This window comes from Fodinibius salinus, from assembly GCF_008124865.1.
In the GTDB taxonomy this organism is placed as follows: Bacteria; Bacteroidota; Rhodothermia; order Balneolales; family Balneolaceae; genus Fodinibius; species Fodinibius salinus.
In genome coordinates this window covers 87,616-114,598 of sequence record NZ_VNHY01000002.1, presented here as the reverse complement: position 1 = coordinate 114,598, position 26,983 = coordinate 87,616, and the positions used below count along the sequence as shown (strand labels likewise).

Annotated in this window: 20 protein-coding genes, 1 tRNA gene and 1 other RNA gene; 11 read left to right on the top strand and 11 right to left on the bottom strand. The window is 42.5% G+C overall.

From position 1 onward, the window contains the following. Positions 1 to 5 precede the first annotated feature (5 nt). Both LX73_RS05345 and LX73_RS05340 read right to left on the bottom strand, forming a co-directional pair. Entirely contained in the window at positions 6 to 2,390 is a 2,385-nt protein-coding gene (locus tag LX73_RS05345; RefSeq protein ID WP_148898460.1) for a DUF5686 and carboxypeptidase-like regulatory domain-containing protein, read from the bottom strand. Between the two features lie 157 nt (positions 2,391 to 2,547). Continuing rightward, positions 2,548 to 3,495, bottom strand: a complete 948-nt coding sequence (locus LX73_RS05340) for an OmpA family protein (protein ID WP_246138168.1) — start codon at positions 3,493 to 3,495, stop codon at positions 2,548 to 2,550. A gap of 209 nt (positions 3,496 to 3,704) precedes the next feature. On the opposite strand from LX73_RS05340, the gene LX73_RS05335 reads away from it, so the two are divergent. The 6 genes from LX73_RS05335 (at position 3,705) to ffs (ending at position 10,972) form a co-directional block, all read left to right on the top strand. Beyond that, a tRNA-Ala gene (locus tag LX73_RS05335) sits at positions 3,705 to 3,778 on the top strand. Between the two features lie 159 nt (positions 3,779 to 3,937). After that, entirely contained in the window at positions 3,938 to 5,104 is a 1,167-nt protein-coding gene (locus LX73_RS05330; protein WP_148898459.1) for a hypothetical protein, read from the top strand. A gap of 5 nt (positions 5,105 to 5,109) precedes the next feature. Then, on the top strand, positions 5,110 to 5,829 hold the full coding sequence (locus tag LX73_RS05325; protein ID WP_148898458.1) for a FecR family protein: 720 nt from the start codon (positions 5,110 to 5,112) through the stop codon (positions 5,827 to 5,829). A 17-nt stretch (positions 5,830 to 5,846) separates the two neighbouring features. Then, entirely contained in the window at positions 5,847 to 8,621 is a 2,775-nt protein-coding gene (locus LX73_RS05320; RefSeq protein WP_148898457.1) for a hypothetical protein, read from the top strand. 3 nt (positions 8,622 to 8,624) lie between these two features. Next, on the top strand, positions 8,625 to 10,814 hold the full coding sequence (locus tag LX73_RS05315; protein WP_148898456.1) for a CHASE2 domain-containing protein: 2,190 nt from the start codon (positions 8,625 to 8,627) through the stop codon (positions 10,812 to 10,814). Between the two features lie 58 nt (positions 10,815 to 10,872). Further along, positions 10,873 to 10,972: signal recognition particle sRNA small type (gene ffs, locus LX73_RS05310), an RNA gene on the top strand. Positions 10,973 to 11,181: 209 nt separating this feature from the next. Here ffs and LX73_RS05305 read toward each other — a convergent pair. After that, entirely contained in the window at positions 11,182 to 12,138 is a 957-nt protein-coding gene (locus tag LX73_RS05305; RefSeq protein ID WP_148898455.1) for a YpdA family putative bacillithiol disulfide reductase, read from the bottom strand. A gap of 104 nt (positions 12,139 to 12,242) precedes the next feature. Further along, entirely contained in the window at positions 12,243 to 13,205 is a 963-nt protein-coding gene (locus tag LX73_RS05300) for a YheT family hydrolase (protein WP_170245591.1), read from the bottom strand. 464 nt (positions 13,206 to 13,669) lie between these two features. On the opposite strand from LX73_RS05300, the gene LX73_RS05295 reads away from it, so the two are divergent. Next, positions 13,670 to 14,320 carry a hypothetical protein gene (locus tag LX73_RS05295; RefSeq protein ID WP_148898453.1) on the top strand — a complete coding sequence of 217 codons (651 nt, stop codon included), beginning with the start codon at positions 13,670 to 13,672 and terminating at the stop codon, positions 14,318 to 14,320. A gap of 209 nt (positions 14,321 to 14,529) precedes the next feature. Here LX73_RS05295 and LX73_RS05290 read toward each other — a convergent pair whose 3' ends face one another. From LX73_RS05290 to LX73_RS05260, 7 genes are all read right to left on the bottom strand, one after another. Continuing rightward, the gene (locus LX73_RS05290) at positions 14,530 to 14,988 is read right to left on the bottom strand and encodes a hypothetical protein (protein ID WP_148898452.1); all 459 of its coding nucleotides are present in this window, start codon (positions 14,986 to 14,988) and stop codon (positions 14,530 to 14,532) included. Positions 14,989 to 15,054: 66 nt separating this feature from the next. After that, a complete protein-coding gene (locus tag LX73_RS05285; RefSeq protein WP_148898451.1) occupies positions 15,055 to 16,419 on the bottom strand; it encodes a murein hydrolase activator EnvC family protein in 1,365 nt (454 codons plus the stop codon). Then, entirely contained in the window at positions 16,416 to 17,144 is a 729-nt protein-coding gene (locus LX73_RS05280; protein WP_211359370.1) for a DUF4292 domain-containing protein, read from the bottom strand. Before LX73_RS05280 ends, LX73_RS05285 begins: the two co-directional genes overlap by 4 nt. A gap of 22 nt (positions 17,145 to 17,166) precedes the next feature. Then, positions 17,167 to 18,888, bottom strand: a complete 1,722-nt coding sequence (locus LX73_RS05275) for a tetratricopeptide repeat protein (protein ID WP_148898449.1) — start codon at positions 18,886 to 18,888, stop codon at positions 17,167 to 17,169. 70 nt (positions 18,889 to 18,958) lie between these two features. Then, the gene (locus tag LX73_RS05270; RefSeq protein WP_148898448.1) at positions 18,959 to 19,702 is read right to left on the bottom strand and encodes a helical backbone metal receptor; all 744 of its coding nucleotides are present in this window, start codon (positions 19,700 to 19,702) and stop codon (positions 18,959 to 18,961) included. A gap of 80 nt (positions 19,703 to 19,782) precedes the next feature. Further along, positions 19,783 to 20,649 carry a fructosamine kinase family protein gene (locus LX73_RS05265; protein ID WP_148898447.1) on the bottom strand — a complete coding sequence of 289 codons (867 nt, stop codon included), beginning with the start codon at positions 20,647 to 20,649 and terminating at the stop codon, positions 19,783 to 19,785. A 2-nt stretch (positions 20,650 to 20,651) separates the two neighbouring features. Further along, the gene (locus LX73_RS05260; RefSeq protein ID WP_148898446.1) at positions 20,652 to 21,164 is read right to left on the bottom strand and encodes a low molecular weight protein-tyrosine-phosphatase; all 513 of its coding nucleotides are present in this window, start codon (positions 21,162 to 21,164) and stop codon (positions 20,652 to 20,654) included. 315 nt (positions 21,165 to 21,479) lie between these two features. Between LX73_RS05260 and ileS the strand changes: the two genes are divergently transcribed. The 4 genes from ileS (at position 21,480) to LX73_RS05240 (ending at position 26,928) form a co-directional block, all read left to right on the top strand. Further along, a complete protein-coding gene (gene ileS / locus LX73_RS05255) occupies positions 21,480 to 24,653 on the top strand; it encodes an isoleucine--tRNA ligase (RefSeq protein WP_148898445.1) in 3,174 nt (1,057 codons plus the stop codon). 14 nt (positions 24,654 to 24,667) lie between these two features. Continuing rightward, a complete protein-coding gene (locus tag LX73_RS05250) occupies positions 24,668 to 25,075 on the top strand; it encodes a TraR/DksA family transcriptional regulator (protein WP_148898444.1) in 408 nt (135 codons plus the stop codon). 24 nt (positions 25,076 to 25,099) lie between these two features. Then, the gene (locus tag LX73_RS05245) at positions 25,100 to 25,687 is read left to right on the top strand and encodes a signal peptidase II (RefSeq protein WP_148898443.1); all 588 of its coding nucleotides are present in this window, start codon (positions 25,100 to 25,102) and stop codon (positions 25,685 to 25,687) included. Between the two features lie 314 nt (positions 25,688 to 26,001). Next, a complete protein-coding gene (locus tag LX73_RS05240) occupies positions 26,002 to 26,928 on the top strand; it encodes an FIMAH domain-containing protein (RefSeq protein WP_148898442.1) in 927 nt (308 codons plus the stop codon). The last annotated feature ends 55 nt before the right edge of the window (positions 26,929 to 26,983 follow it).

The window sequence follows — 26,983 nt, the reverse complement described above, 5'->3', positions numbered from 1 at the left end:
GCGTGCTAAAATAAACGGGCTGTACTAACGGTTACCGACAGTGAAGGTTGCTTAATTTGGGTAGCAAAGTCGATGCGAAATAGTCCCAATATACCATTCAAGGATGCTCCTATTTCCCAGTGGACTCCGTCGGTTGTTTTCAGTAGAGATGGTGAAGTTTGTGATGGTTGTTGAGGCCAGGTTTTGGCTGCTCCCCCAAATAAGATAATACTGATATTTCGCTCAACCAGTGGGTGTAGTCCAATGGCTTCAAATGGTACCGTCCTGAAATTGTGTTCCAGGTTAACGGACAGATATTGGCTACCCCGAAATGGACGCCTGTGAGCCGTTTTTAGCGTACCAAATGGACTGGAGCCACCAAGGGATACATCAACAACGCCTAACTTCTGTGGTGGAAGGTCTCCGCTGTACGTACCGGCTCGGACATTGACATCCAGCGTATTTGGCAAGAATCGGCGCTGATAAAAGGTAGGGAATGACCATGAAAGCCGAGTCGTATATTGATTAAAGTCAAAGTCGCTGCCCAGGGTGGGCGAAGAATGCTCAAACTTAAATTTAAGATATTTTTGGCCGGTTATGCCAAAGTTATATCTCTTATCTAAATTATAACCTGCTGTAATATCTATAGAATGCAGTTGCCCTTCATCAATCGGGCGATTTGTTTGAAAATTATCCCTATTTAAAAAATCATAGGCAGTTGTCGTATTTAATGATGTTTCTGTTTGATCGTTAAAGCCGAAAGATATAGCCCACTCTTTATCAGGAAGTCCAAATTCGAGAAAGCTGCGCCAGCCTTCTGAGCGATAGTAGTCAGAATAGCCGCGGCTGCCTAGCAGGTTAGGAAGTATCAAAATATAGGGGTTGTAAATATATGAGGGCGACTGGAGGGCTGTTTCAGCATGGTAATTCCATCCCAGAGAAGATTGCAGAATATCAGTATTTAGCCACCTCCACTCTGCACCACCGCCGTAACTCCAGGCTTCATAGCCCGTGCTATAGCCCCCGTTGGTATGAAGTTCCAGTTGTTCAAAAAGGTTAATCTTGTACTTTAATCCTATATAAGCCTGATCTACGCGATTATATCGGAGATCAGGAGTTATCTTGCCGGGAACGCTGTTCAAAAATGAGAAAAAGCCAGCAGTCGAATTTCCTTCACTGTTATCCACAAATCCGGATAAAAATCCACTGGGTTTAAATGCCTTTTCCAGTGTGGCGGAGCTATCGATAGTAGTATAGGCTTGCTGTTCATCCTCTGAAAGTGGTACGGTATTAATCTGATCGTTAAGTAGAGAGTCGGAACGGATGGTAGTACTGTCCACGCTAAACAGGTCATCTTGCCGATAAAGAGAGTCGGGCAGTGACGTGTTAACGTGGTAATTAGTAAGACGTGAAATCTGGTTAAAATTGATTTTTGGAAAGTCGAGACCGATCATTGAAATCTTAATTTTGCCGTTGATACGGACATCTACCGGCAGCCAAAAAGATTTACCAAAGTTATTAAACTGCTGTTTATAGTCCAGGTTAAAGGATTTGACGGGAGCGGGAAAGTTGACAACATCGTTGGGAGTTAGCTTAACTTCAAGCAGGGCGTATTTATCCTTGAGTACAAAAACAGTGCCCTTGAACAAGGGTTGTAATTTGCGAGTAGGAGTAACCTTAATTTTAAAGACGGTTTTATTATCCAGCGAGGTTTGGCCTACCAACTTAAAATTATAGTAGTCAAGCGCTTTCGGATGAGTGACACCCACAAGCTCAAAGTCTGCAATTTCCACATTGTCATCATAAAAATTGGGAAGGTAACTGACGCCGGCAAAATTTTCACCGGCCTTAATATTCGCTGTTTGTCGTTTTGATTTGAGTACTTCGCGGTGACCTTGTTGTTTATCCCAAAAAATCTCCGAGACGGATTCCGTTATGGATACAATACTCGTGTCATTAGCTAATCGTTGTCGGGTATATGCATCGGCCCGATAAGTATTGAGCTTCTTGTGCCATTGTTGTTTTCGGCTGATGACTTCACGCATGATGCGTACTCCCGGATCTTCGTCTGTAACTACGATTTCTTGCATCTCTGTGACGGAAGGTTGTAGCGCAAAGTTTTGTTCGGATGCAGATTTGGTGTTGATCGTTCGGATGGTTGATTGATAGCCAATGTAGCGGACAAGTAGAGTGGCTGGCAGTAAAGAATCAGGGATGGTCAACGAAAAATTACCGCTGGTATTGGTAATGGTACCATGGTAAGTATTCTTAATTAAAATATTAGCGGAAGGGAGTGTTTTACCGGTTTTAGCATCGGTAATAGTACCTGTTATTGTTGTTTGTGCCTGTGTAACTCCACCTGCCAAAAGCAAAAAGAGCAGAAACAGGTAAACGCTGCATTTTTTAGACATAGGAAATTCCTTTTGAACTAAAAACGAACAGGCAGTTGTACTGTTATTAAGAAGTTTTGTTACGATTTGATATGATTATGCATATAAAATGAAATAATAAAAAAAGGCGATCCTCGAAAGGATCGCCTTTGAAAATAAGTCAGTCAATGAATAAAGATTAATTCATTGGCTCATACTTCAAATTGCTTAAAGGATGAGATTCTGCGCGACGATTCTTGCGGCAGCCTCTGTCTTCCGTCATATCCATGCAAGGCTTAGGCGCTTTTCCTAGTCCTCGAGATTCGATGCGGTCCTTAGAGATTCCGTTATCAATATAGAATTGTGTAACGGATTCTGCACGTCGCTTACTGAGACGTAGGTTATATTGGTCTCCCCCAACGTGGTCAGTGTATGCATCAATACGAACGCGGAACTTATCAGTCTTCATCAACTTTTTGATATTTGCTTTCAAAATCTTAGCCGCCTGCTTATCGATATTAGACTTGTCGAAAGCAAAGTTGATCGTTTTCAGATCACTCTTTTTAAGGTAAACAGGGTCATCGGCATTTGTGAGATTGGTACCCATCTCTAACTCTTGAGAGTCAGAGAATCCATCTCCGTCTGAGTCTGATTTATTAGGATCAGAATTATGTTTGTTGATTTCGTCATAATCATTGAGTCCGTCGCCATCAGAATCAGCGGCGTTAGGATCGGTACGGTATTCGTTTACTTCTTCACCGTCATTTAGGCCGTCACCATCACTGTCAGCATTATTAGGATCGGTGTTGTAAGAGTTAACCTCTTCACCGTCATTAAGGCCGTCTCCGTCACTGTCAGCAGTATTGGGATCGGTATTAAACTCATTTACTTCAGCACCGTCATTTAGACCGTCGCCATCACTGTCGGCAGTCAAAGGATCGGTGTTGGTTTCATTCATTTCCTGATAGTCATTAAGACCATCGCTGTCTGTATCCAGTGAACGCAAGGTTTCATCGTCCAGAGACTGGAGATATTCCATAGTACGTTCTGAAGGAGCGCGTAACTCTTCTGATCCGGAACAACCTATAAATAATGTCATCCCGAGAAAAAGGGAAGAAACAAGTATAATTAATTTTGAATTTATCATCGTGATACGATATATATTTGGGATTTGATTTGTAAACTATTTGAAAATAGGGGTTTAGTAAATAATCTAAAACTTTTTGCCCGATTAATTACGAGTTTTCTGTCTTTATTATAGTTAAAAATAGATTATTGTAAAACCATTAATGAAATTAAATAAAAAAGATAACATCTTGGTAAAATTTTTTTTAGTTTTGCATCCATTTCAGAAATGGGGCTATAGCTCAGTTGGCTAGAGCGCTTGCATGGCATGCAAGAGGTCGAGAGTTCAAGTCTCTCTAGCTCCACTTTTCCACTTCTATCGCATCAAGGTTATTTGCTTTTCTTGATTTATCAGCATTTCTTAATTATTGATACCTGCTTAAAGTATAATTGTTCCATTTTTTTAGAAAACTTCATTGAGGATATGTATTAGGGGTTGATTCAGATAAAAGTTGGAGGACGATATGAGAAACTTAACCTTGTTAACTATATGTGTTGCCCTTTTTAGTTTTTGGGCCACTGAGGTGAGAGCGCAAAATGCCGATCTTGAACTACGCGTTGAGCCAAACAAAACGCTTATCCAATCTCAGGCAATTGATGTTCAATCACTTATTACCAATGATGGCCGCGGCCCCAACCTCTTTAGAATGTTCTTGCGGAACCAAAATACAACCTCAGCTGCCGAAAATCTTTATTTCGAAGTGATTGTTAATTCAGATAGAATTGGTACTATAGCTCGTGCTACGCAGCGGAGCAGCCAGCCATTTAGTTTGGGTCCGGGTGAGCAGATATATGCAACGAATAATACGATAAGCAATGGTTTGCCGGGGGTTGAAGAACAGGTTATTCTTGAAGGAGACTTAACGCCAGCAGGCACTGATTTTGTTAATAGCTTGCAGGGCTCCGGTTCTTTGCCGCCTGATCGTTACCGGGTAACTGTCAATATTTTTCAGGGTTCAGGCCAGCAGCTAAAAGTTGCATCTGCAACAGCGGAAGTGGGTACAAATTTGACTGAAGATTCTCAGGATTTTTATTTGTTATCTCCTGGTGGTGCTGAAGGTGAAAGTATTGCAAATCCATACCCTTACTTTCAATGGCAGGGTCAGGCAACAAGCAGATATAGACTGCTGGTCGTTGAGTCCAAGGAAAATGACAGCCCACAATCTTTGCTGGAAGGTGCCGAAAGTTCGGCTGCTACACAAAAGAATGGTGTGTCTGCCGGTGGTTCCTTAGTAGATTATGAGATGCTGGATGTTATGATTGATCAGCCTGGGTTTCAGTATCCCAATACCGGCGCGCAACAACTGGAACCCGGCAAAACATATTATTGGCGTGTAATCAGGCAATTAAATACAACGGCGGGTACTGAAACCAGAGAATCGGAAATCTGGAACTTTACGCTTGCTGCTAATCAGGATCGGGTAACCACGTCGCAAGGCAGGCAGTTCTCTAAGGCTTTACAAAGTATTTTGGGCAGTCGGTTGCAGCAGCTCAGAGAAGATGGATATACCTTTGAATCTGTTAAAGTTGATGATAATGTATTCCGGGATGGTCAGGCGGTACAGCAGCTTATTGAGCTAAATCGGAAAGCAGAGCGAGGTGACGTATCTATTTTAATCGAAAATCAGTAATTATTATGAAGAAGTTTTGGCTGTTCGGTAAGGTTTTTGTCTTCATGTGTGCTGCCAGTATTTTGCTTTCGGGATCTGTGTACGATCCGCCTGCAGATCGACCGCTTGCTTTTGTACAAAAGTTTAAGCCCAATGTGGATATTAAAAAGTCCGGAGAGCTACAGAATGTTAAAAAACGAGGTCGTCCTCTTTATAATAATGATACTCTCCGTACCAATGAGAATGGCTTTGCACTGGTGCAGTTCATGGACAAAAGTTTGGTTAAAGTGAAGCCCGAATCACAATTGGTGGTTCAGGGAGAGATCGAGGGGAAACAAAATACGAATACACGCATTGGGCTTGAGACAGGCGAAATTTTCCTCAATGTAGCAAACCAATCGTCCGAAAATTTTGAAGTTGCTACCAGCACGACCGTAGCCTCGGTAAAGGGGACAGAGTTTGGAGCATCATCCAAGAATTATTTTTGGGTACAGGAGGGGCGGGTACAGCTTCTTATTGATGGTTCTGACGAAACTGCAACGCTGACAGACCAAATGTATGGACAGGTGCAGCAGGACGGATCCATTGAAACGGGGGAGCTGAGCAAAGAAGAGGTCGAAACCAAGAGAAAAGATTTTGATAAGATGGATAAGGATCTGACTCCTGTTATCTATGAATTGCGCTTTATTGATAATAATGGTCAAGAGCAGATTATAAAGCTGAGAGTTTTTGAAAACGACAACTAATCCGTAAAAGGATATATATGGGGAACAAGGGTGGATACAGTATAATAAAGAACATCCACTTGGCATGGTTCTTCGGTTTAATATTGGTGTTTAGCCATGTCGGTGTAGAGGCGGAAAATATTGATGAGCCACAGGTGCGCCATCAACAGCCCACTGTTATTGAGCGGGGAGCGTTGACAACACTTTCGTTTTCAACTCCGGGTATCAGGCCCAACGATGTACAGGAAGCGTATTTGTTTTATCGGGGGAGCAATGAAATAGCCTATCGACAGAAAAAAGCAACGTTGGAAGGTTCAAATTTTGTTATTCCTGTTTCGATAGCTGATAAACAAGCACAGGGATTGGAGTATTATTTTAAAATTCAGCTTCAAAACGGTAAAACGGTAACGTATCCACGGCAGGCGGCTGAATCCCCGGTAAGTGTACGGCTGGTAGAGACCCATAAAACAGATCGCGAACGGCGTGTTCAAGAGACAGGCATAGATTATACAATTTTATCGCCCGAACCCGGCGCTACGATATCAAAGAGTGATGTGGTAGTAGCACTGACGCTATTCTATAATTCTAGTGAGATTGATACCGCAAACACCTCATTTCAGATGTTGGTTGATGGAGAGGATGTGACTGGTCAGGCCAATGCCAGCGATTATTTTTATACCTATTCGCCGGACGGCCTTTCGGCCGGTGATCACACTGCAGAATTTAATCTTCTAAAAACTGATACGACATTGACTATTGCCCAATGGTCGTTTTCTGTTTTAGATCCGGAAACAGCTGTTCACCAAGCCGGCCAACAAAATGAGAGCTGGAAGCCAAAGGGTAATATAGAAGTTGCTGCACGCACACAAGATGTCGGGGGCATCTCTAATGATGCTTTAAGCGGTAATGTTCAGTTGTCCGGACAAAGAGGTGATATCTCATATTCGTTATATGGACGATTGACATCCCAAGAAGATTTGCGGTTACAGCCTCAAAACAGGTACAGTGCTAATATTTATGTGGGAGATTGGCTTGAATTTGAAGCCGGTCATGTCTATCCCACTTTGAATTCATTGACGATTGCTGGTCAGCGTATGCAGGGGCTGAATGTAGGGTTACATGCGTGGCATGATGCCGTAAATCTGCGTGTTATTTACGGCAAGTTGCGGCGCGGTATTGACAATATTTATCAAAATGTAAGTGAAGAACCAGAAGTTTTTGGGCAGGATACCTTAGCAAATTCATATGTGCTGCGTACTCAGGGTGGAGGTAGTGGTACCTATAAGCGTAATATTGCGGGAACCCGCCTGGGATTTGAGCGCGGTGATAGTTTTGAGTTTGGACTTAACTTTTTAAAGGTGCAGGATGATACTAATTCTATCAATGAGATTGACGGTTTTAATTCTTTAATGAATCAAAATCCACAATTGATTCAGAATTTGAGTTCTTCAAAACAACAGCAGCTATCTCAAAATCCCGACTTGTTAAGTGTGGAAGGGAACCCGCGGCCAAAAGGAAACTTTGTGGCTGCCTCAGACCTTGAAATGCGATTTGACGATAGTCGGATTATGTTACAGGCTGATGCGGGAATAAGCTTGCTGAACAATGATATCAGCCGGGGTCCTTTAGATAAAGAAACAGCTGGGCAGTTGGGTTTTTCTCTGGATAATAGTACAAAAAATCTGCTGGATCGGTTGTCTTGGCTCATTATTATCAATCAAAATATGAATACCCTACCGTTTAATTTCGAAAACAATGGTACAGAAACTACGTCTGACATTGTATTTCCTACCTCCAATGTCGCTTTTCAGTCGAAGCTTGGGCTCAAATATTTTGATAATAATTTAAGTGTGCGTTACCGGTGGGTCGGCCCTGGCTACAATTCACTGGCTAATCGCACCATCAGAGGTGATATTGCGGGTGTCACCATTTCTGATCAGATTCAACTGATGGGAAATCGCATTTATCTCACAGTTGGTTATGAGCATCTGCAGGATAATGTATCAAATACAAAAAGAGCGACTACAACGACGAATACACAGCGCCTGAATGTAAGTTGGTATCCCATTAGTCAAGATCTGCCTCAGGTAAGTGTAGGATTTCTGCACCGGGGGCGTGATAACAATGTGTCATTGTTAAATCCTTTTGTCCCAAATAACCTGCAAAAAAAAGCGCTGCAAAATTTTGATATTACAGGCACAGATACAGTTATTGCCCCGACACCTCAGTCTGCAGATACCTATCAGTTGAATACCTCAATATCTCAGGAATTTTCTCTCTGGGGCATAACCCATAATTCCAGTCTAAGTTATTCATATACAAAAACAAATGATCAAGTATCGGCCTTTGGGGGTACGCTTAGCAATAGCTTATCAATGCAAATTATAAATCGATTTCAAAATAAACCTTACCAAACCTCTTTGAGCATTAATTGGAATAGTACTGAAAGTGGGAGTGGTCTAAGCAATATCGATATATGGGGTTTTCAGCTGGGCGGATCAATGTTCTTTTGGGATAATACCTTGAGCCTGGATGCTTCTCTGGCCTTTACTAAAAATACGATGGAAACAAATAGTTTAGATCCAGCTGATAACGGAACCCCGCAAGAAAGCAGGGACGATTATTATGTGTTAGACACTGCCTCTATGTCCGAAAGTAATGCCTATATTATTAACATTGGTGGACAGTATAATATTACAGACCGCCAGTCTGTGCGACTGAATGGGCGGTATTCAAATGTTGCAAATCCACTTTCCCGGGCGGGTATTCCTAATGATTATCTTTTGCAGGCACGATATATCTTCAACTTTTAGGTTATGACAAACAATTTTAAACACTGGTCAAGTTACTTGATTTTATCGGGCCTTGTATTGTTTAGTTTGTTCATAACGATTTTACTTTCCTTTTCTTCACCCGTGAATAATCTTAAGCTAAATGTAGTTGATCAGCTCTATGAGATTCGGGGGCCAGTTGCTATCGAAGATTCATCAGTTGTTATCGTATCTATTAGCCAGCAAGCCGATCAAGAAATTCCGTACAAATATCCCTGGCCTACTAACTTACATGCCAAGCTAGTTGAACACCTTAATGAGGCCGGTGCAAAAGTTATTGGTTTTGATGTCATTTTTGATCAGCGTGACAACTATAGCTTAACAAATGATACCCTATTTGCTGGTGCTATAAAAAAATATGGCAATGTTATTTTAGGGGGTAGTATCCAGCATGAAAAGCAAAACCGCGGAAGAGGCAGCAGTTCTATCTCTACTACATTTGTACGGCCGAATGAGGTTCTGCAATCGGCTAATAAGAATCCAGTAGGTATTGTACGGTCAACCAAAGATGCCGATGCAAAAATCCGCCAATATATTTTGGATATGGCTTATAATGATGAGCGATATCTGTCGCTTGGGCTTGAGCTTCTAGCTTTTTTCAATGACATGGATAAGCAGAATATCGACAAGTCGGCAGAAAAATTAACATTCGGTCCGTATTCGATTCCTCTGTATAGCAGCAATTTAATGACGATAAACTATTTCGGTGGCCCGGGAACCTTTCCTCGTTTTTCGTACGAAACCGTTATTGATGATTCAACGATTGTGTTAGCGTCCGAAGATTCTTCGTTTCAGATTAACAGCTTTTCCGATCCGAGATTTGGGCTCAAGCAGTCGGGTGTTTTTGAGGACAAAATTGTGCTGATAGGTGCCACCATGCCCGAATTAAATGATCTGCATTCTACTCCTTTTGCTGATCAAAATATAATGCCGGGAGTTGAGATGCATGCCAATGCTATCCAGACCATTCTGTCGGGAAAATATATTTATTATGTGCCGCCAGGAATAAATTTATTAGTATTGCTGGGACTCATAATATTGGCTGTTTTGGGTGTTCGTAACACATCTGGCTTTTGGGGGTTTGCACTGTATTTAATAGCTGGTGCTTGTGTTACCGCTGCGGTACTTGGCGGCTTTCTGTGGTTTCGATATGTGTTGGATTTTGTATCGATGATGACGGCACTAACAGTTGGATATATTAGCATGCAGAGTTATGAATATGTGATTGAGCAGCGCGAAAAGCGTCGCATTAGGGGATTATTTTCGTCTTACGTTTCGCCCGCCGTTGTTGAGGAGATGGTGGCACACCAAGAAGAACCCAAACTGGGGGGTGATGAAATTTATATAACGGCTTTTTTCAGTGATATTGAATCATTTGCAACAATATCTGAACAATTGCCGGCCGAACAATTGGTCAAACTTCTAAATGAATATTTATCAGCAATGACCAATATTTTGACGGAACATGATGGTACGTTGGATAAATATATCGGTGATGCAATTGTGGCTTTTTTCGGGGCTCCCGTACCGCAGGAAGATCATGCATACAAAGCTTGTGTGGTATCACAACTTATGCAGCAAAAGTTGACTGAGCTCCAATCCAAATGGGAAAATGACGATGAGCAGTGGCCAGAGCTGGTTCAACACATGCGTGCTCGTATAGGGATTAACACCGGAACCATTGTAACCGGGAATATGGGTTCGGAAAGTCGTTTTAATTATACCATGATGGGCGACGATGTTAACTTAGCCTCCCGCTGTGAAACCGGATCCAAACAGTACGGTATTTATACAATGGTGACAGCTGCAACAAAAGAGGAGGCTCAGCAATATGGTGACCGCTGTGTGTTCCGTTTAATTGATCGTATCGTCGTAAAGGGACGCACTCAGCCGGTTGACGTATATGAAATTATGGGTCTTCGGGATCATCTTTCCGAACAGCAGTTTGAATGCAAGGAGCATTTTGAAAAAGGGATAGAAGCATATCGAAACCGACAGTGGGATGCCGCGCACCAATTTTTTGAACGTTCTCTGGAGCTTGAACAAGCGGTTACGAACGATCAAAATAGTAACCGAACCAATCCCTCTGCTATTTACCTGGACCGTTGTAAACGTATGAAAGAGAACCCTCCTGACAAGCATTGGGACGGTGTTTATGTGATGAAGAAAAAATAAATTTACTCCTTCTTCAGTTGGCATTAAACCCCCAAAAATTTTATCTTTATCACTTCGAGGGTAGGCCCTACGCAGCCAGCTCCCTCTAAACTCCGTCAGGACCGGAAGGTAGCAGCGGTAGGAGGTTGTAGCGGCGTGATGTAGGTTGCTTACCCTCTCTTTTTTTGCTGCACATAAATGGCTGAGAGAATTTTTGCGGATTATCTATTCTGCTTCATTTTATAGCATATTTTCTAATTGTAAGACTTTACCTAATTAGAAAATAACTTCAACCTGTAGCTATTATTAGCACCTGATATTTTTGATGGTTGCACAAAATTCTAGGGTGAAATGGTCCCAAAAATTACTCCTTGCTGTTCATCAGTAATCAGGGCAATTTTCGCTCAATGTCATTGGCAATGTGTTCGGCGTGGACGCGCGTATTCTCTATGAACAGGCTGCTGGTATCCATTCCTCCGCAAACAACACCCGCTACATACATCCCTCCTCGATTAGTTTCCAGTGAATGATCGTCATAGATTGGCATCTTATCCTTATCGTCGCTGAGCTCAATGCCAAATTTTGTCATTAGTTCAAAATTTGGCTGATATCCCGTCATGGCTAGTACAAAATCATTAGGAATGGTTTTGGTACCGTTTGGTGTATCGAGCACAACTTCTTTCGGTTTGATCTCCTTCACTTCCGTATTAAAATAGCCGGTAATTTCATCATTTTTTATACGATTTCTGATGTCCGGTTTTACCCAGTATTTAACTGATTCTTTGATATCATCATCACGAACGGCCAGTGTTACATTGGCATGTGACCGGTAGGTTTGTAGTGCCGCATCAACGGCTGAATTTCCTCCGCCAATGACAAGCAGGTCCTGCCAGGCATAGGCGTGAGCTTCATCATAATAATGTCGCACCTTATCGAGACTTTCACCCGGGATATCCATCATTTTAGGGATGTCATAAAACCCTGTGGCCACTACAATTTTTTGTGCCTGATAGGTTCCCTGGTCGGTCTTTACGGCAAAAGATTGGTCGCTGCCCTCAACATCTTGCACTTCTTCATAAAGATGGACGTCAAGATCGTAGCTTTCGGCGGCACGTCGGTAGTATTCCAGGGCTTCGCGGCGCGTGGGTTTATCGTTGTGCGAAATAAAGGGTACACCGCCAATCTCCAGCCGCTCGGAGGTCGAGAAAAACGTCATGTCTTTGGGATAGTGAAAGATGCTGTTGACCAAGCAGCCGCGCTCAATAATTTTTGCCTGAATATCTCTTTTTTTTAGTTCGATAGCAGTAGCCAGCCCAATGGGGCCTGCGCCGATAATAATAACCATTTATAATAATGTATTAATTCTTTCTGTTCTAAAACTGTAGATTTTAACAAAGATGACTACCATTCAGTTCACTAAAGATAAATGTTAATTACCAATCGTTAGATCTATAGTGATTCTGTTAGCTTTTTATGCAAATAGTTTCTGATGATATAATTGAGCCATCCCTTCGGTTGACTCCAAAAACCCACGTGTCCGCCTTGTTCGGTAATGATGTAATCGATTTTCGAGTGGTCAAATATTTTGGCAACCGGCATAGCCTCGACGGGACAAAGCGGGTCTTCCCGGCTGTGGACGAGTAATGTGGGAATTTGGATATCCGTTATAAAACGGCGGGCCGAGCACTGTTCGTAATAATGTTCTGCACTTTTGAATCCGTGTATCGGCGCTGTGATTTGATCATCAAATTCAAAAAGTGTAGAGCCGGTAAACTGTGGCAGGTTGGGGAAGTCTTGCCGTTTTAATACCAGCTTCTTCTTTAGCGTGCGCAAGAACCGATATTCATAAAGGCGATGAAATCCCTTGGATAGCCTGATGGATCCAAGCCGTAAATCGTAAGGAACTGACACGGCTATAGCAGCATCAAGCGGGTGGCCACTCCCTTCTTCTCCCAGTGATTTGAGTAGTGCATTACCGCCAAGTGAAAATCCCACAGCGCCCATTTTTTTGTCGGGATATTGCTGGGAAATCCAGTTGAATACTGTGGCATAATCGTTGGTTTCTCCAGAGTGATAAAATCGCGGCTGATTGTTCATTCGCGATCCGCAGCTGCGAAAGTTAACGGCTACGACCGAATACTCCTCCTCAAGTAGTTCTTTCATCAGTTCTACGATGTAGTATCGTTCAGAAGAACCTTCCAGACCGTGAAATAATATAATGACAGATTCAGAATTGGGATGTATGGCACAATCAAGTTCCAGAAAATCATCATCGGGGGTAGGAATTTCGATCCGGTTAACATCCGGTAACGTTGTGTCGCCCAGCCACGAACGGGCAATGGTATGTACGTGGCCGTTTACACACCACTGTGGCACAGGCAGGTCTGGGATATGTCGCAGGTTGGTTTCCAAAATATAGGAATGGATTAATTATATATTTTTTGACCCTTAGAAGTTATAAAATATTGGAGTGGATTTTGATAACTGGCAGGGAAATAGTCATTTGTTAGGAGTTGGCCGCAGCCATGGTAAATCTGATCCTTATAATCGTATTGGCTATAAGGTTGGAATAGAGCTGGGAATGCAGATTATTTTTTAAGTGATAACATTGTGATGCTCAGGAATATAGTTGATATGGAAGTTCCTTTTTTGATAACTACTGGGAGGAATATTTTATAGTAGAAATATGATGTTTAGAAAAACCTCGGATTGATTGAATTGACTTTAATTTTCAGCCATTGTTAATCTGTTAAAATGGGTTGTTTATGCAACAATTATAATTTGAGTCAGTTATTGTAACTGTACAAATTATTAGGCAATTTTACAGGCTCTTCAAAAAGCTGTTTTCACAGAATTTAGCAAGAAATAAACGCACAATGATTACGCATAAATTTAATAAAGCTACTAGAATTTTAAGTTTTGCCCTGCTGTCGTTACTGTTGACGGGGATTGTAAGCCAGCCGGTTTTCGGCCAATCAGAGGGGCAGTCCGATTCGGGACTCAAAAAATTGCGCTCTGATGTTGGTATCCATGGTTTAACGGCAAATATTCACAGTTTGGGCGACCTTACTTATAAAGAAAATAATCCCCTGATAACCGATGGCAGCTCTGAGCTTGAATTCGTGTATCGTGATGTACGTATGATGTCGCAGCGGTTGGGAGTAGGATTTCAGATACTGACTAGCTTTTTTGTAGATAGCCCGAATAATAGTTTTGGAGTAGGCAGTTGGGGCGTGGGGCCTCTTGTTCGTGTTTATCCGTTTCGCACAAATCGCCTGCAGCCATACACACAAATGAATTTAATGTTTGGCAATAACATGGGACTTAACACACTTGCCAATACTCAGGGAGCAGCAGAAAATTTCCGCGTTCGATTTGGTTTACGTGCAGGGTTAGCCTATCGAATGAGCAATACAATTGGTTTGTTTACCGAAATAGGATATGACTGGGAGAGTGATCGGCTCTTTCGCGCTGATTCCCGTGCCTTGCAGGCCAATATTGGAATAGATTTTTATTTGTTTAACTAAGGTATATTTCCAATTTGTGTAGTAAAGGTTGCCTGGTCAATCAGGCAGCCTTTTTAATTTTGAAACTCATTGAGAGTTGATAACTGTTAGCCTGTCCGTCTTTGCGGAATCGGAAGCACCGTATTATAGATTCCGCTTGCCATCTCCATGATGGGTTGATATCTGCTGCATCTCCCTATTAAAATTAAAATACTTGTAGAAAAGGTTGGTTAATTAATACTTACATCATCATGGGGACGCCTCAGTGATTTCGGTAACTCTTGGTCGTCATCTTTCATTTGCTGGATATACTGTGCTCGTTTCACCACACCTCGACGGATTCCAAAGTAAGCACCGAGAAAAGCAGCAAAAATAACCGTCAGGGCAAAGAAAAGCTGTGCTTTTCCCAATCCCACATCTTTTGTGTAGATCCAGAAAATGGTAGGCAAGATGGTAAAAATGGCCATCAGATAGCATATCCAGCTGATGTTCATTGCCTTCATCATAAAGCGACGGCTAAAGCCAAAATTCAGATTTAGGTATATTAGTCCAAATCCAAATAAAAACAGATAGCCTGTGGTGCCTTCGCGAGCAACATATTGGATAAAACTGTTAGAGACGAGAATAATTGCTAATCCGACTACGATAGATCCGGTTACAAAAGCGAAGGTGCGTTGCCAGTTTATCATAAAATATGAGTTAAGAGCGTAGAAATTTGTGAATTTAAAATAGCAACAATTACACCCTCAATCCAATTAGTAAGCGCTGGATAGTGCCTTCGTTTGCAACCACTTTTCGGGGTCAAGATTTTTGTCGTTTTCACGAATCAGGAAAAAGAGGCTTTTTCCCTTTACGGAGTTATCACTGCCTGACAGTGCAATAACATCTCCTTGGGTCAAGATCTCATTACTATTTACCATAATTTGGCTCAAGTTGCCGTAAGCAGTGATGAAACGGCCGTGTTTAACCAATATAACATCGCCGTAACCGGGCAAAGGTTGAATAGCAATAACATAGCCATCCTCAACTACGCGGACACGAGCTTGGGAATCAGTGACAATTTCGATACCGGGATTGGGAGTAACCGTACCAAAAACGGGATGTCGGCTCTTACCAAAATGTTCAGATACTGTGCGGCTGTCAACCGGCCATGGCAGACGTCCCTTTTTTTGAGCAAATTCCTGTTCAATTTCTTCAAGCCGGTCAGAACTTATAAAATTAGCAGGCTTTATGGGTTCCGAGTATTTAGCTACCTCTTTAGCACGTTTGGTATCGTCCTTAATTTTTTTGGCTGCAGCCAACTTATCTTTGCGATTGGCTTCACGCTGCTGGCGACGTTCTTGTTGTTGTTTTCGAAGCTTCTTATCTCTTTCAATAAGTTCGGAAAAACGGTTATTTAAATTTTCTTTTTCTTCTTTTGATTGTTGCAGTGACTGCTGAATTTCTTCTTTGTTTTCGCGAAGAAGCGCCACGTTTTGGGATTGTTGTTGTTGTTGTTTTGCAAGTCGCTCTTTTTCCTGGGTAATATTTTGCAGTACTTCCTTATTTTTTTGACGTGCTTCGACAAGTTGGTTTTTTGTTTTTTCAAGCTCCTTTTCAGCTTGCCGAATTTGCTGGGCTTGTTTTTCCCGGTAGTTACTGAATTTATCCAGATAAAAAGAGCGCACCAGCATTTTGTTGATGGATGAGGATGACAGAATTAGGGCCAATTGAGTTGTCCTGCCGTGTTTATATAGATAGCTGAGTGTCTTTTTATATTTAGCAATAAGCTGTTTTAGTTCTTCTCTTTTTTCCTCAAGAGAATTGCTGGTCACATTAATCTCTTTTTGTACCTGTTGTTGTTCAGCCTGTAGATTTTTGATCTTTTGATCTTGAAGGGCAATAACTTTTTTCAGATCCTGGTATTTTTGATAGAGTGCTTCGTATTTTTGAGTCGCACGCTTTAGTCGTTGCTCATACTGCTGAATCTGCTGATTAAGTTCCCCTATTTGTATCTGGATGTTTTTCTGCTTTTCTGCAATTTGAGCACGCTCTTGTTTATAGTTCTGTGCCTGAGCAGGGATATTCCAGCCGATAAGCACTGACACCAAGAGCAAAAAAGTGTATTTCATCTTTTTCATTGGTAATAAATGGGTATGTCGTCCGGAATATTAAGGGTTAGTTGATTCAACTGTGGATTTAAGTCCAGTTCTGTAAGCTGTAACGATACTTTTGACTGTTTATTTGCTCCAAATATACTAATTCTTCGCGGAAGGATGAACCCTTCTACAGAAGCGTATGAATCATAAGTAATTTTGGAATAAGGCAATGCAGAATTAGCAGGAGGGGTAACTTGCCTAATGAACCCCGATTCTTTGTCCACTAAAACGTAAGTACCCGATGAGAGCCGTATTTTATACAACGATTTATTCTCTTGGACTCGCTGTACATTTTCAGCGTTTATTGGGTAGTGAATCATTTTTAGGATATTGAGCGATGCCAACTTGTTGATGCGGTTAATATTTCCACTTTTGATTGCCACTTTTCGTGCTCGCTTGTCCACTTTGTTATAGATAAGAAGCGTATCGCCATCGGTAAGCATTTCTCCGCCTTTAATGCCAATACCATTGCGAATAGTGACCAGACTTTTGGCAGTATCACTCGAAAACGTTACGGTAACACGTTCCGTATTGCCCGGCTCGCTGACAATTGCTCGTCCCTTGCCTTTGACCGTCAGTAGTCTGGATTGGTAGTCAGGGATAGAAGCTGTGACATCTGAGGGCGGAACAGAAGAATCAGTAAAGCCGGACTTACTCAGTTCCTTAGAACCAGAGCATGAAACCAGTCCCACAGAAAGCAAGAGCAATCCTAAATATATTTTTGACCAATTATGAATCACGATTTGCAGAAATTTTTTCTTTGAGATGAGTACGAGCTGGATCTTCTTCTAAGGCTTTTTTCCACCACTTAACTGCTTGTTGGTCTTGCCGTAATTTAAATAATGTATCGCCCAAGTGTTCCATAGCCTCTGCATTTTCGGGCCGGGCTTCCAATGAAGATCGAATAAGCTGCTTTGCTTTTTGATATTCTTGTTTTTGGAATTTAACCCATCCCAGAGTATGAAGATAAGATGGGTTATCCGGATCCAGTTCGAAGGCCTTTTTGGCCATCTCTTCAGCTTTTTGCAGTTTTTGCTTTTGCTTTGACAAGTAATAGGCATAATTGTTTAGAACAACAGCATTTTGCGGATCATGGCGGAGAGCCTCCTCGTATCGTTGAAAAGCCTTATTCCAGTTTTCTTGTGCTGCATAGCTGTCTGCCAAGGCAGATAGTATGTTAGTTTTAAGTGGCGTACGGGCAGGCAACAAGGTTGCTTCTTTTAAATTTGTAATGGCTTGACCATATTGGCCGGCAGATCGTTGTGCGTTTCCCAGAAAGTATAAAATGACAGGGTTTTGGGGAATATGTTCTGCTGCTTTTTCTCCTACAGCAATTGTTTCTTCTACCTTGCCGCTGGAGAAGAGAATTTTTAGTCGTTTTTTCCAGGCAGTGTCGTTAAAGGGATTCAGCTCATTGGTTCGTTTTAATGCTTGTAAAGCCAGATCAGGCTGATTGGTTTCAACGAAAAAGTCAGCGGCCAGTGATTGCACATTGCTGGATGATTGTTCGTTTTGCATAAGCTGCTGTATAACTGACTGAGCCGCTGTTTGCAGTTCGGTATTATTAGAATCGCGTATCGCTTTTTGATATAACTGCCGGCCCACTTTCAGTTTTTCTCGTACTGCTATTGAGGTATCATCCATTACTGTATTGAGCAAAGTACCAGCACTATCCCACTGCGCCTGTTGCATATAGATATCCGCCAGCAGCATCGTGCTTTTGGAGTTGGTCAGCAGGTTCTGTTGACGTGCATTTAGCAGTACCCGTCTTGCCTCATCAATATTATTCATTTTCATATATTGTTCGCTGATAAGGCGGAGTATGGAAGGATTTTGTGGGTCTAATGCCCGAATTTTTTGCAGTTCAGCCAAACTAGAATCCCGCATTTCTAATCGATTAAAATTCCGCAACCGTTGTATCCTCAGTGAAATGCGTTCCCCCTGCAAGTACAAAAGTCTGTTATAAAGCGTATTCGCCTTTTCCAGTTTGTTGTCTTGTCGGTAGTATTCAGCAAGTCTGCGAAGCAGTTTTGTATTATTGGGATGTTTCTGCAGTGCAGTATTTAATGATTCGATGGCATCATCAGTTTTGCCGTTGGCTTGGTAAATCTTTGCCAGTTTAAGGCGATACCAAAGATTTTGGGGATCCAGAGAAACTGCTTTATTTGCATAGTACTCGGCATTACCGAGATCATTATTACGAAGATAGGTATCGGCCAGCGCAAAATTGATGCCGGCATGTTCGGGCAGTGTTTTATAGGCAGAACGCAGTAATGTAAGAGCCTGCTGATAGTCTTCTTGTTCAAAAGCAGCTATCCCATTGATATATATTGCTTTGGCTTGCTCTTCGTTGTGTTGACTGTTTTGAGCCACCAATAAACCAATATCACCAGCTATAAGAAAAAGCAGTACCAGCATGCTAAGCCTGTATGTGATGCCCGTAATTTTCATAGACTTTATAACGGTTTTATTGGTTGTATAGTACAATAATCAGTACAAAGACCGAAGGGTGCTGTTAGGGCTAATTTGCAATTGTTTGCCTCCATCCATTTAGGCGGCCAAAGGCATGCTTCATCCGCGAGCCATACCAGCTAAACCATTCTCCTTCAACTCGTAGTACTCGAGCATGTGGGCACTTTTCTTCTACTTGTACAATATGTTTCTCTTTGAAAGGATATGGTTCACTGCTAAGCAAAATGAGTTCAGGCTCGTAAGATTGTAGATCTTGGAGATCAAACGTTGGATATCGGCACTGATTTCCAAAGATATTATTTAAGTTCCAGTGGCTTAGTACATCGTGGATATAGGTATCCCCACCAATCGTCATCCAGGGATCTTTCCAAATCATGTAGATGGTGTCAAGAGGGGGAGTATCAGGGCGCTCTTCCAGTTTTTGGTGGATCTGACTGATGAGTTTTTTTGCTTTTTGGGAGACATCGAAAATAGATCCAATTTCTTCAATAGCAGATAGTGCTTCTTCGATGGTGGAAATATCAGTAAGGATAATTTCTGCATCATCTTGCAGATTTTTAATGTCCTCAGGGCGATTTTCTTCTTTATTGGCGATGATATAATCGGGACTAATATCATGAATTTTATCAATCCGCGGATTTTTGGTGCCGCCTACAATGGGGATGTCCTGTATTGCTTCTTGGGGATGTACGCAAAAACGTGTTCGACCCACGAGCTGGTTGCCAAGCCCCATATCAATAATTAACTCCGTAAGACTCGGTACCAGGCTGATAATTTGTTTCTTCTTAGCCATTGTTGTTATTGCTTTGTGATATAGTAGAGTGATTTTGGCAAGTCGCTCTACTATTAATTCCTCTTTACATTACATTTGGCTTATAAAAACTGTTTGGCAATTGTCTCTACCTGCCGTGCATAGTGCCCTCCAAACAAATTGGTGTGTACCAGCAGCGGGTATAGGTTGTAGATATCCTTACGTTGATCAAATTCCGGTTCAATAGGATGCACATCCTTATATGCCTTATAAAAACGGCTTGAAAAACCGCCAAAAAGATGAGTAAAGGCCAGTTCCATTTCGCGATGACCATAATATACTGCAGGGTCGTAAATGGTGGCTTGTCCCGAATCATCATAAAAATAATTACCACCCCAGAGATCGCCGTGCAGTAGGCTGGGTTCTTCATCCGGAAAGATATTTGGCAGCTTATTGTACATTGATTTAAAATGAGTTGCTACACTTGAGCTTAACTTTCCGGTATCTATAGCCATCTGAAGCTGCGGCTTCATCCGTTCGTTAATAAAAAAGGAGATCCAATCTTCGTGACGAGTATTTGACTGCGGCAGCCGTCCGATGTAATTATGATGGTCAAGACCAAACTTCCGGGCACGTTGCTGATGAAGGTTGGCAAGAGCCTGTCCAAATTTTATAGCCGATTGGGAGTGCTTTTCTCCCTCAATAATAAATTCTTGAATTAGAAAGCCGGTAGAATCCGTCTGTCCGGTCACCAATACTTCAGGTATTCGCAGGCCAGTGTTGGCGGATTTGAGCAACGATAATCCTTTTTCTTCTTTGGTAAACATATCCGGATCGGCCGTGGTATTCCATTTAAGAAAATACTCTGAACCATCGGAGAGTGTAAGTTTACCGGCCTCGTTAATGCTTCCGCCGGAAACACGTTGTGCAGATACAATCTCCTGATCAAGTGTTTGCTGAATGTGGTGCCGAAGGGAATCGGGAATCATAATTACTGCCGGATGTGTGGTCGAAGTTCATCAATCAATTGTTGGCAACTGCGCTTAACAATCTGAAAGACATTTTCGAACCCTTCGGCTCCGCCGTGATAAGGATCGGGCACTTCACGATTCCCCGGATCGGGATCAAAGTCACGCATGCGCCGAATTTTGGATTGATGGTGTTCATCGGCCATCTGGCAGACGTTATTAAAATTTTCGTTATCCATTGCCAAAACCAAGTCAAAATTCTCAAGATCAGAAGCATTAAATTGGCGTGCCTTGGAGTGCAGGGTTATGCCATACTTATTGGCCGTACGTTGACTTTTACTGTTAGCCGATTCTCCAATATGGTAAGCAGATGTACCTGCTGAATCGATTTCAAAAAATTCGCTCAATCCGGCTTCATCAATAAGGTGCTGGAAGATACCCTCGGCTGTGGGGCTCCGGCAAATATTGCCAAGGCAGACAAAACAAATTTTGTAAGGGTTTTCTTTCGTAATAGGGGATTCTGCAGGTAAGTCCATGATTAGATTTTACTACTTTTTTAACATATAGTATTGCCTATTCGCTGTATTAAGGATAATATAATGGACTTCAATAATAAAGCAGAAGTTCCGCCACTGTATGAATTTTAATTTGAAACTTTTAGCACCTTTGCTTTTAATAGATTGCCATCAATGTAAAATTCACTTCTAAAATGTGAATTGATGAGCTAATACTTGTATCTTAGGTGCTCATTTAGCTATATGAACAAATTGATAACGAATTTCTGCTACGCTAATTAGTTATATGTGGTATTAGCAGCCATTCCAAAAGCCCAATTGAGTACAACGGTCTTTATGAGTAAACAGTTTGACGAAGTAAAACAATTAAATTTTTCAAAGCTCGAAGTAGAAACCCTAAAGTGGTGGAAAGAGCACAATATTTTTGAAAAAAGTGTATCCACGCGCGAAGATGGTATACCCTTTACGTTTTATGAGGGGCCACCCACAGCCAATGGCAAGCCCGGGATTCATCACGTGATGTCGCGGACGGTTAAGGATATGTTTTGCCGGTATAAAACGCTGAAAGGGTTCCGTGTAGAGCGCAAAGCAGGTTGGGACACCCACGGCCTGCCGGTAGAAATTGAGGTTGAAAAGGAACTGGATCTGGAAGGACGTGAGCAAGTGGAAGAGTACGGCGTAGCCGAATACAATGAAAAATGCCGCAACAGTGTTCTTGAGTATAAAGATCTTTGGGACGAGCTGACAAATCGGATGGCCTACTGGGTAGATTTGGATGACCCCTATATTACCTTTGATAATGACTATATCGAGTCTGTTTGGTGGGCGTTTAAAACGCTGTATGAAAAAGGGCTGGTGTATCAAGGGTATAAAATTCAGTGGTATTCGCCCGGCAGTGGTACCGTACTTTCTTCGCACGAAGTGAGTTTGGGATACGAGGAAGTACAGGATCCTTCCATCTTTGTAAAGTTTCAGCTGGAAGATGAGGAAGACACCTATTTCTTGGCTTGGACAACCACACCGTGGACTGTTATCTCGAATATGGCGCTGGCCGTTAACGAAGGGATCGACTACGCCAAGATTAAGCTTTCGGAAGGCGACCGTACCGAATATTATATCATGGCCAAAGCGTGTATTGATGAAGTTATTGACCATGATTATGAAATTGTGGAAGAGTACTCCGGCAAAGACCTAGTTGGTAAAAACTATGAGCCGGTTTTTAATTATGCGCTCGAAAAGTTTGACAAATCTGATGCTTGGAGAGTAGTTTCCGCTGATTATGTGACTACCGAAGAAGGAACCGGAGTAGTACATACTGCTCCCGCTTTTGGTGCCGATGACTATGAGACTGGCCAAAAGAATGACATCCCCATGTTTAACCCCATTGACGGCGACGGTCGGTTTACCGATCAGGTACCGGACTATGAAGGCCAATGGTTTAAAGATGCCGACAAGCCTATATCGCGGGCCATCAAAGACAAGCATTTGATGTATAAGCACGAAACGTATGTGCACAACTATCCGCATGATTGGCGCAAAGGTACGCCACTGATGTCGTACCCGGTAGAGTCGTGGTTTATTGAAACTACGGAAGTGAAAGACAAGATGGTGGATTACAATGCCAAGCAAATCAACTGGAAGCCGCCAAGTACTGGTTCCGGCCGATTTGGAACCTGGCTCGAAAATAATGTGGATTGGGCTATCTCACGTCAACGTTACTGGGGATCTCCTATTCCACTGTGGGTGAGTGATGAAAATCCCGAGCACATAGAAGTGATTGGCAGTATTGAAGAGCTCAAAAAGAAAGCTGGCTTGCCTGATGATGTGGAAATTGATCTGCACCGTCCGCATATTGATGAAATTACGTGGGAAGGCCCTGATGGCGGTACCATGCGTCGCATCCCCGACCTGATGGACGTGTGGTTTGATTCGGGTTCGATGCCGTTTGCGCAGTGGCACTATCCCTTTGAGAACAAAGACAAATTTAAAGAGAACTTCCCTGCTGACTTTATTGCCGAGGGCGTTGACCAGACACGCGGCTGGTTTTATACCCTGCACGCACTGGGGACGATGCTGTTCGATCAGCCGGCCTACAAAAACGTAGTATCTAACGGTCTGGTGCTTGATGAAAACGGTAACAAGATGAGCAAGTCCAAGGGCAATGCCGTAGAACCATTTGAAGTGATCCAGAAATATGGTGCCGATACCGTACGCTGGTATATGATGAGCAACTCATCTCCGTGGGAGAACCTTAAATTCAGTGAGCACGGGCTGCAAGAAACGCAGCGCAAATTCTTCAATACCATCGTAAACACATATTCGTTCTTTGCGATGTATGCTAATATTGATGAATTCAACTACTCTGGCACGCCCATTCCCGTGGGTGATCGTCTGGAGCTGGACCGCTGGGTGATTTCTCGACTAAATACTACAGTCAAATTAGTTGATCAGTACCTGGATGATTACGAGCCGACCAAAGCCGCCCGTGCCATCGAAGATTTTGTTGAAGAGCTCAGCAATTGGTACGTGCGCCGCAATCGTCGTCGTTTTTGGAAAGAAGGTAAAAGCTTAGACAAGGCAGCTGCCTATCAAACGTTGTACGAATGCTTGGTAGATCTGGCGAAGTTGATGAGCCCTATTGCACCGTTTTTGGGTGAATGGTTGTATCAGAGATTGAACCAAGTGACAGAAGCTGATGAAGAATCGGTACATATTTCGTTCTATCCAACGGTAGAAGAAACAGCTATCGACAAGCAGTTGGAGCACCGCATGGATCTGGCACGGCAAATATCATCAATGGTGCTGAGCTTGCGTAACAAGCTTGAGCTTAACGTTCGCCAGCCGTTGTCACGTATAATTTTGCCGGTGGAGAAAGAAGATGATCGGCAAGCTATAGAGTCAGTCAAAGAGATTATTTTGGATGAGGTAAATATTAAAAAAGTTGAATTTGTGGATGATGATTCCGGTATTGTCCATAAATCAGCAAAACCTAATTATCCGAAACTGGGCAGTAAGCTGGGCAGTAAGATGAAACCTGTGGCTGCTAAAGTGTCCGAGCTGACGACCGAAGAGATTACTGAGTACGAAGAGACCGGATCCATAGAGCTTGACCTGGGGGACCAGGGCATTGTACAGCTCGGCGAAGATGGACTCGAAATTGTACGTACCGGGCTCGAAGGCTGGTCAGTTGAGACCGAAGATGGTCTAAGCGTAGCGCTGGATACCGAGTTAACCGACGAGCTGATCGAAGAAGGTATGGCACGGGAGTTTGTAAATCGTATCCAAAATATGCGTAAAGAAGCAGACTTTGATGTAGAAGATCGCATTATAATTGGATTCGAAGGAAATCAAAATCTTTGCAATGCTGTTGATTCAATGAAAGACTATATTAAAAGTGAGACGTTGGCCGAAGAAATTACTGATGAAAAACTAGAAGTATCAGACTTTGTAAAAAACTGGGAAATAGGAGAGGAAGAATCCACTATTTCTATCAGAAGAAATCCCAATTAAGAAAGAGTAGAATTATGGCATCAGAAAAAGAAAATAGCCAAGCTGAAGAACGCGTTTCCCCGTATTCTGATGAGGAACTGGAATATTTTAAAGATATTATTCTAGAAAAGCGTGAAGAAGCTGAAAAAGAACTTGAATCACTGAAAAGTTCACTGCAGGACAGCATGGAAAATGCCGGTGAAGAATCAGCCTACTCGTACCATATGGCTGATGTCGGTACCGATGCTCAAGAGCGTGAAAAAACGTACATGTTGTTTAATCGCACGAAGAAATTTTTGCGGTATCTGAACGGTGCTCTGGAGCGCATCGAGAATAAAACGTACGGTGTGTGCAAGGTAACCGGTAAAAAAATTAAAAAGGGACGCCTCGAGGCCGTTCCTCATACACAACTTAGTATTGAAGCTAAGCTAAAGCGCAGATAGAATTTTCCTGTAATATTACTTCATTTGATACGCACGAAAACAACCGCTCTGGCTGTTCCGGCAATTATTGTTGTCATTCTGGATCAGCTGACCAAGCATTGGATTAGACTTTCACCAAGCTGGCATACTACGGATATTATTCCCGGCTGGTTAACTTTTCATTATACCCAAAATCCCGGTATGGCGTTAGGGATGCGCTGGGCTTCTACCGAGTTAATTAGCATTTTTGCTATTCTCGCTACCATCGGGATTCTCACCTATGTATTATATAATCGTCAGCAAGCCAGCATGGGTTATATGCTCTGTATGGGATTGGTACTGGGCGGTGCTTTTGGCAATATTATTGATCGGCTGCTGATGGGATATATTCAATCAACCGGTGGGGTATTGGAGGGACACGTAGTAGATTTTATACATTTCAATCTTGTTATTAACGGCTATCCGGTGTTCCCCTACATTTTTAACGTGGCTGACATTGCCATCACAACAGCTATTATTGCCATGATCATTTTCCACAAAAAAGTGATGCCTGAAGCGGTAGAGGGAAACGACAGACCTCAAGAAGAAGAGGCAATTGACCAGAAAGAGAGACAAGAAAATCGCATTACGTAATAGATAGAATCCTGCTCGTCCCGCACCGTATAGGAAAAGATGTAGATATTGAAAATATTTCTTACAGGGATACTACGGTAACTGTAATAAATTCTGAAACTGGTCAGGAAAGAGAGCGAACAGTCAAGGTCTTCGATGTTGATTGGATTAGAAATTATCGTCGTCTAATGAGAGAAATGGACTGGGAATTGATTGAAGAAGGACAGCAGGACCCATACCGTGAACCAGATGAAGATGATCCGGGCATTCGATATCCACACTTTAGATGGCGTGGAGATTAGAAATAAAAAACATGAAGTAGCAAGAGGGAAGTTATGAGAATAATATTTTTATTAATTGTTCCATTTAGTATTTGCCAAGCTGGCATTTGCCAAATTGAACGTCCAAATAAAGCCTATGGAGAATTCACGGCAGAAGTTACCCGATCTGATTCAGTTGGGTATATCTATGATTATACTATCAAGAATGCGGAGGAAAGTGAACAGGTCTTGGTAGCATTTTCCATATTTATCAAAGATAAATCCTTTTATAACAAAACTATTCCAAGTCCATCAACTAAGAAATGGTATATTGATGGATTGGATAAAATCTATATTACTGGAGCAGCCGCAGGTAAGATTTTGGATTTGCCTCCAGAAAACGGACTATCTCCAGGTGAACAGATAGAAATCTCATTCAACTCTGAAGGATTACCCGCAATCCATCCATTTTATACAGAAGGCTTTGTAGAACCTCTTACTGATGAGTATATAGATAGTTTATTTAAGGCCGGTTACACGGAGGATGAAATTTTCATTGATTGGAAAGAAGCCGCTTATAAGGGAGATACTATTTCTCCCAGAGTATGGTCGGAGAACGTTGACATGGGAGTATTTTTGGACAGTCTGAACTCCTACCTGGTCTTCTCCTGCGACACCACCTGGGTAACGAACAAAGGTATTTGCCGGAGTCTCCAAGCCAAGCTGGACAACGTGGACAAACAGCTTTCGAAGGATAAGACCAAACAGGCGATCAACGGGCTGAACGCATTCCTTAACGAGGTGCGCGCCCAGCAGGGCAAGCACATCACCAGTGAGGGGTACGCGCTGCTCTGGTTCAACGGGCTGGAACTGCTGGAGCAGCTCGGCGGGGAACGGACCGGCGGGGGCAAGGGCGGAAAAAAGGATAAAGACGACAAGAAGGGGGGAAAGGGCAAGAAGGGGAACAAAGGAAAAGGTGAGATGCGAGATGTAAGACGCTAGATGAAACCCAGCAAGCGGGCAGGCGGCAGATCCGGTGGGATGGGTCCCGGTATGC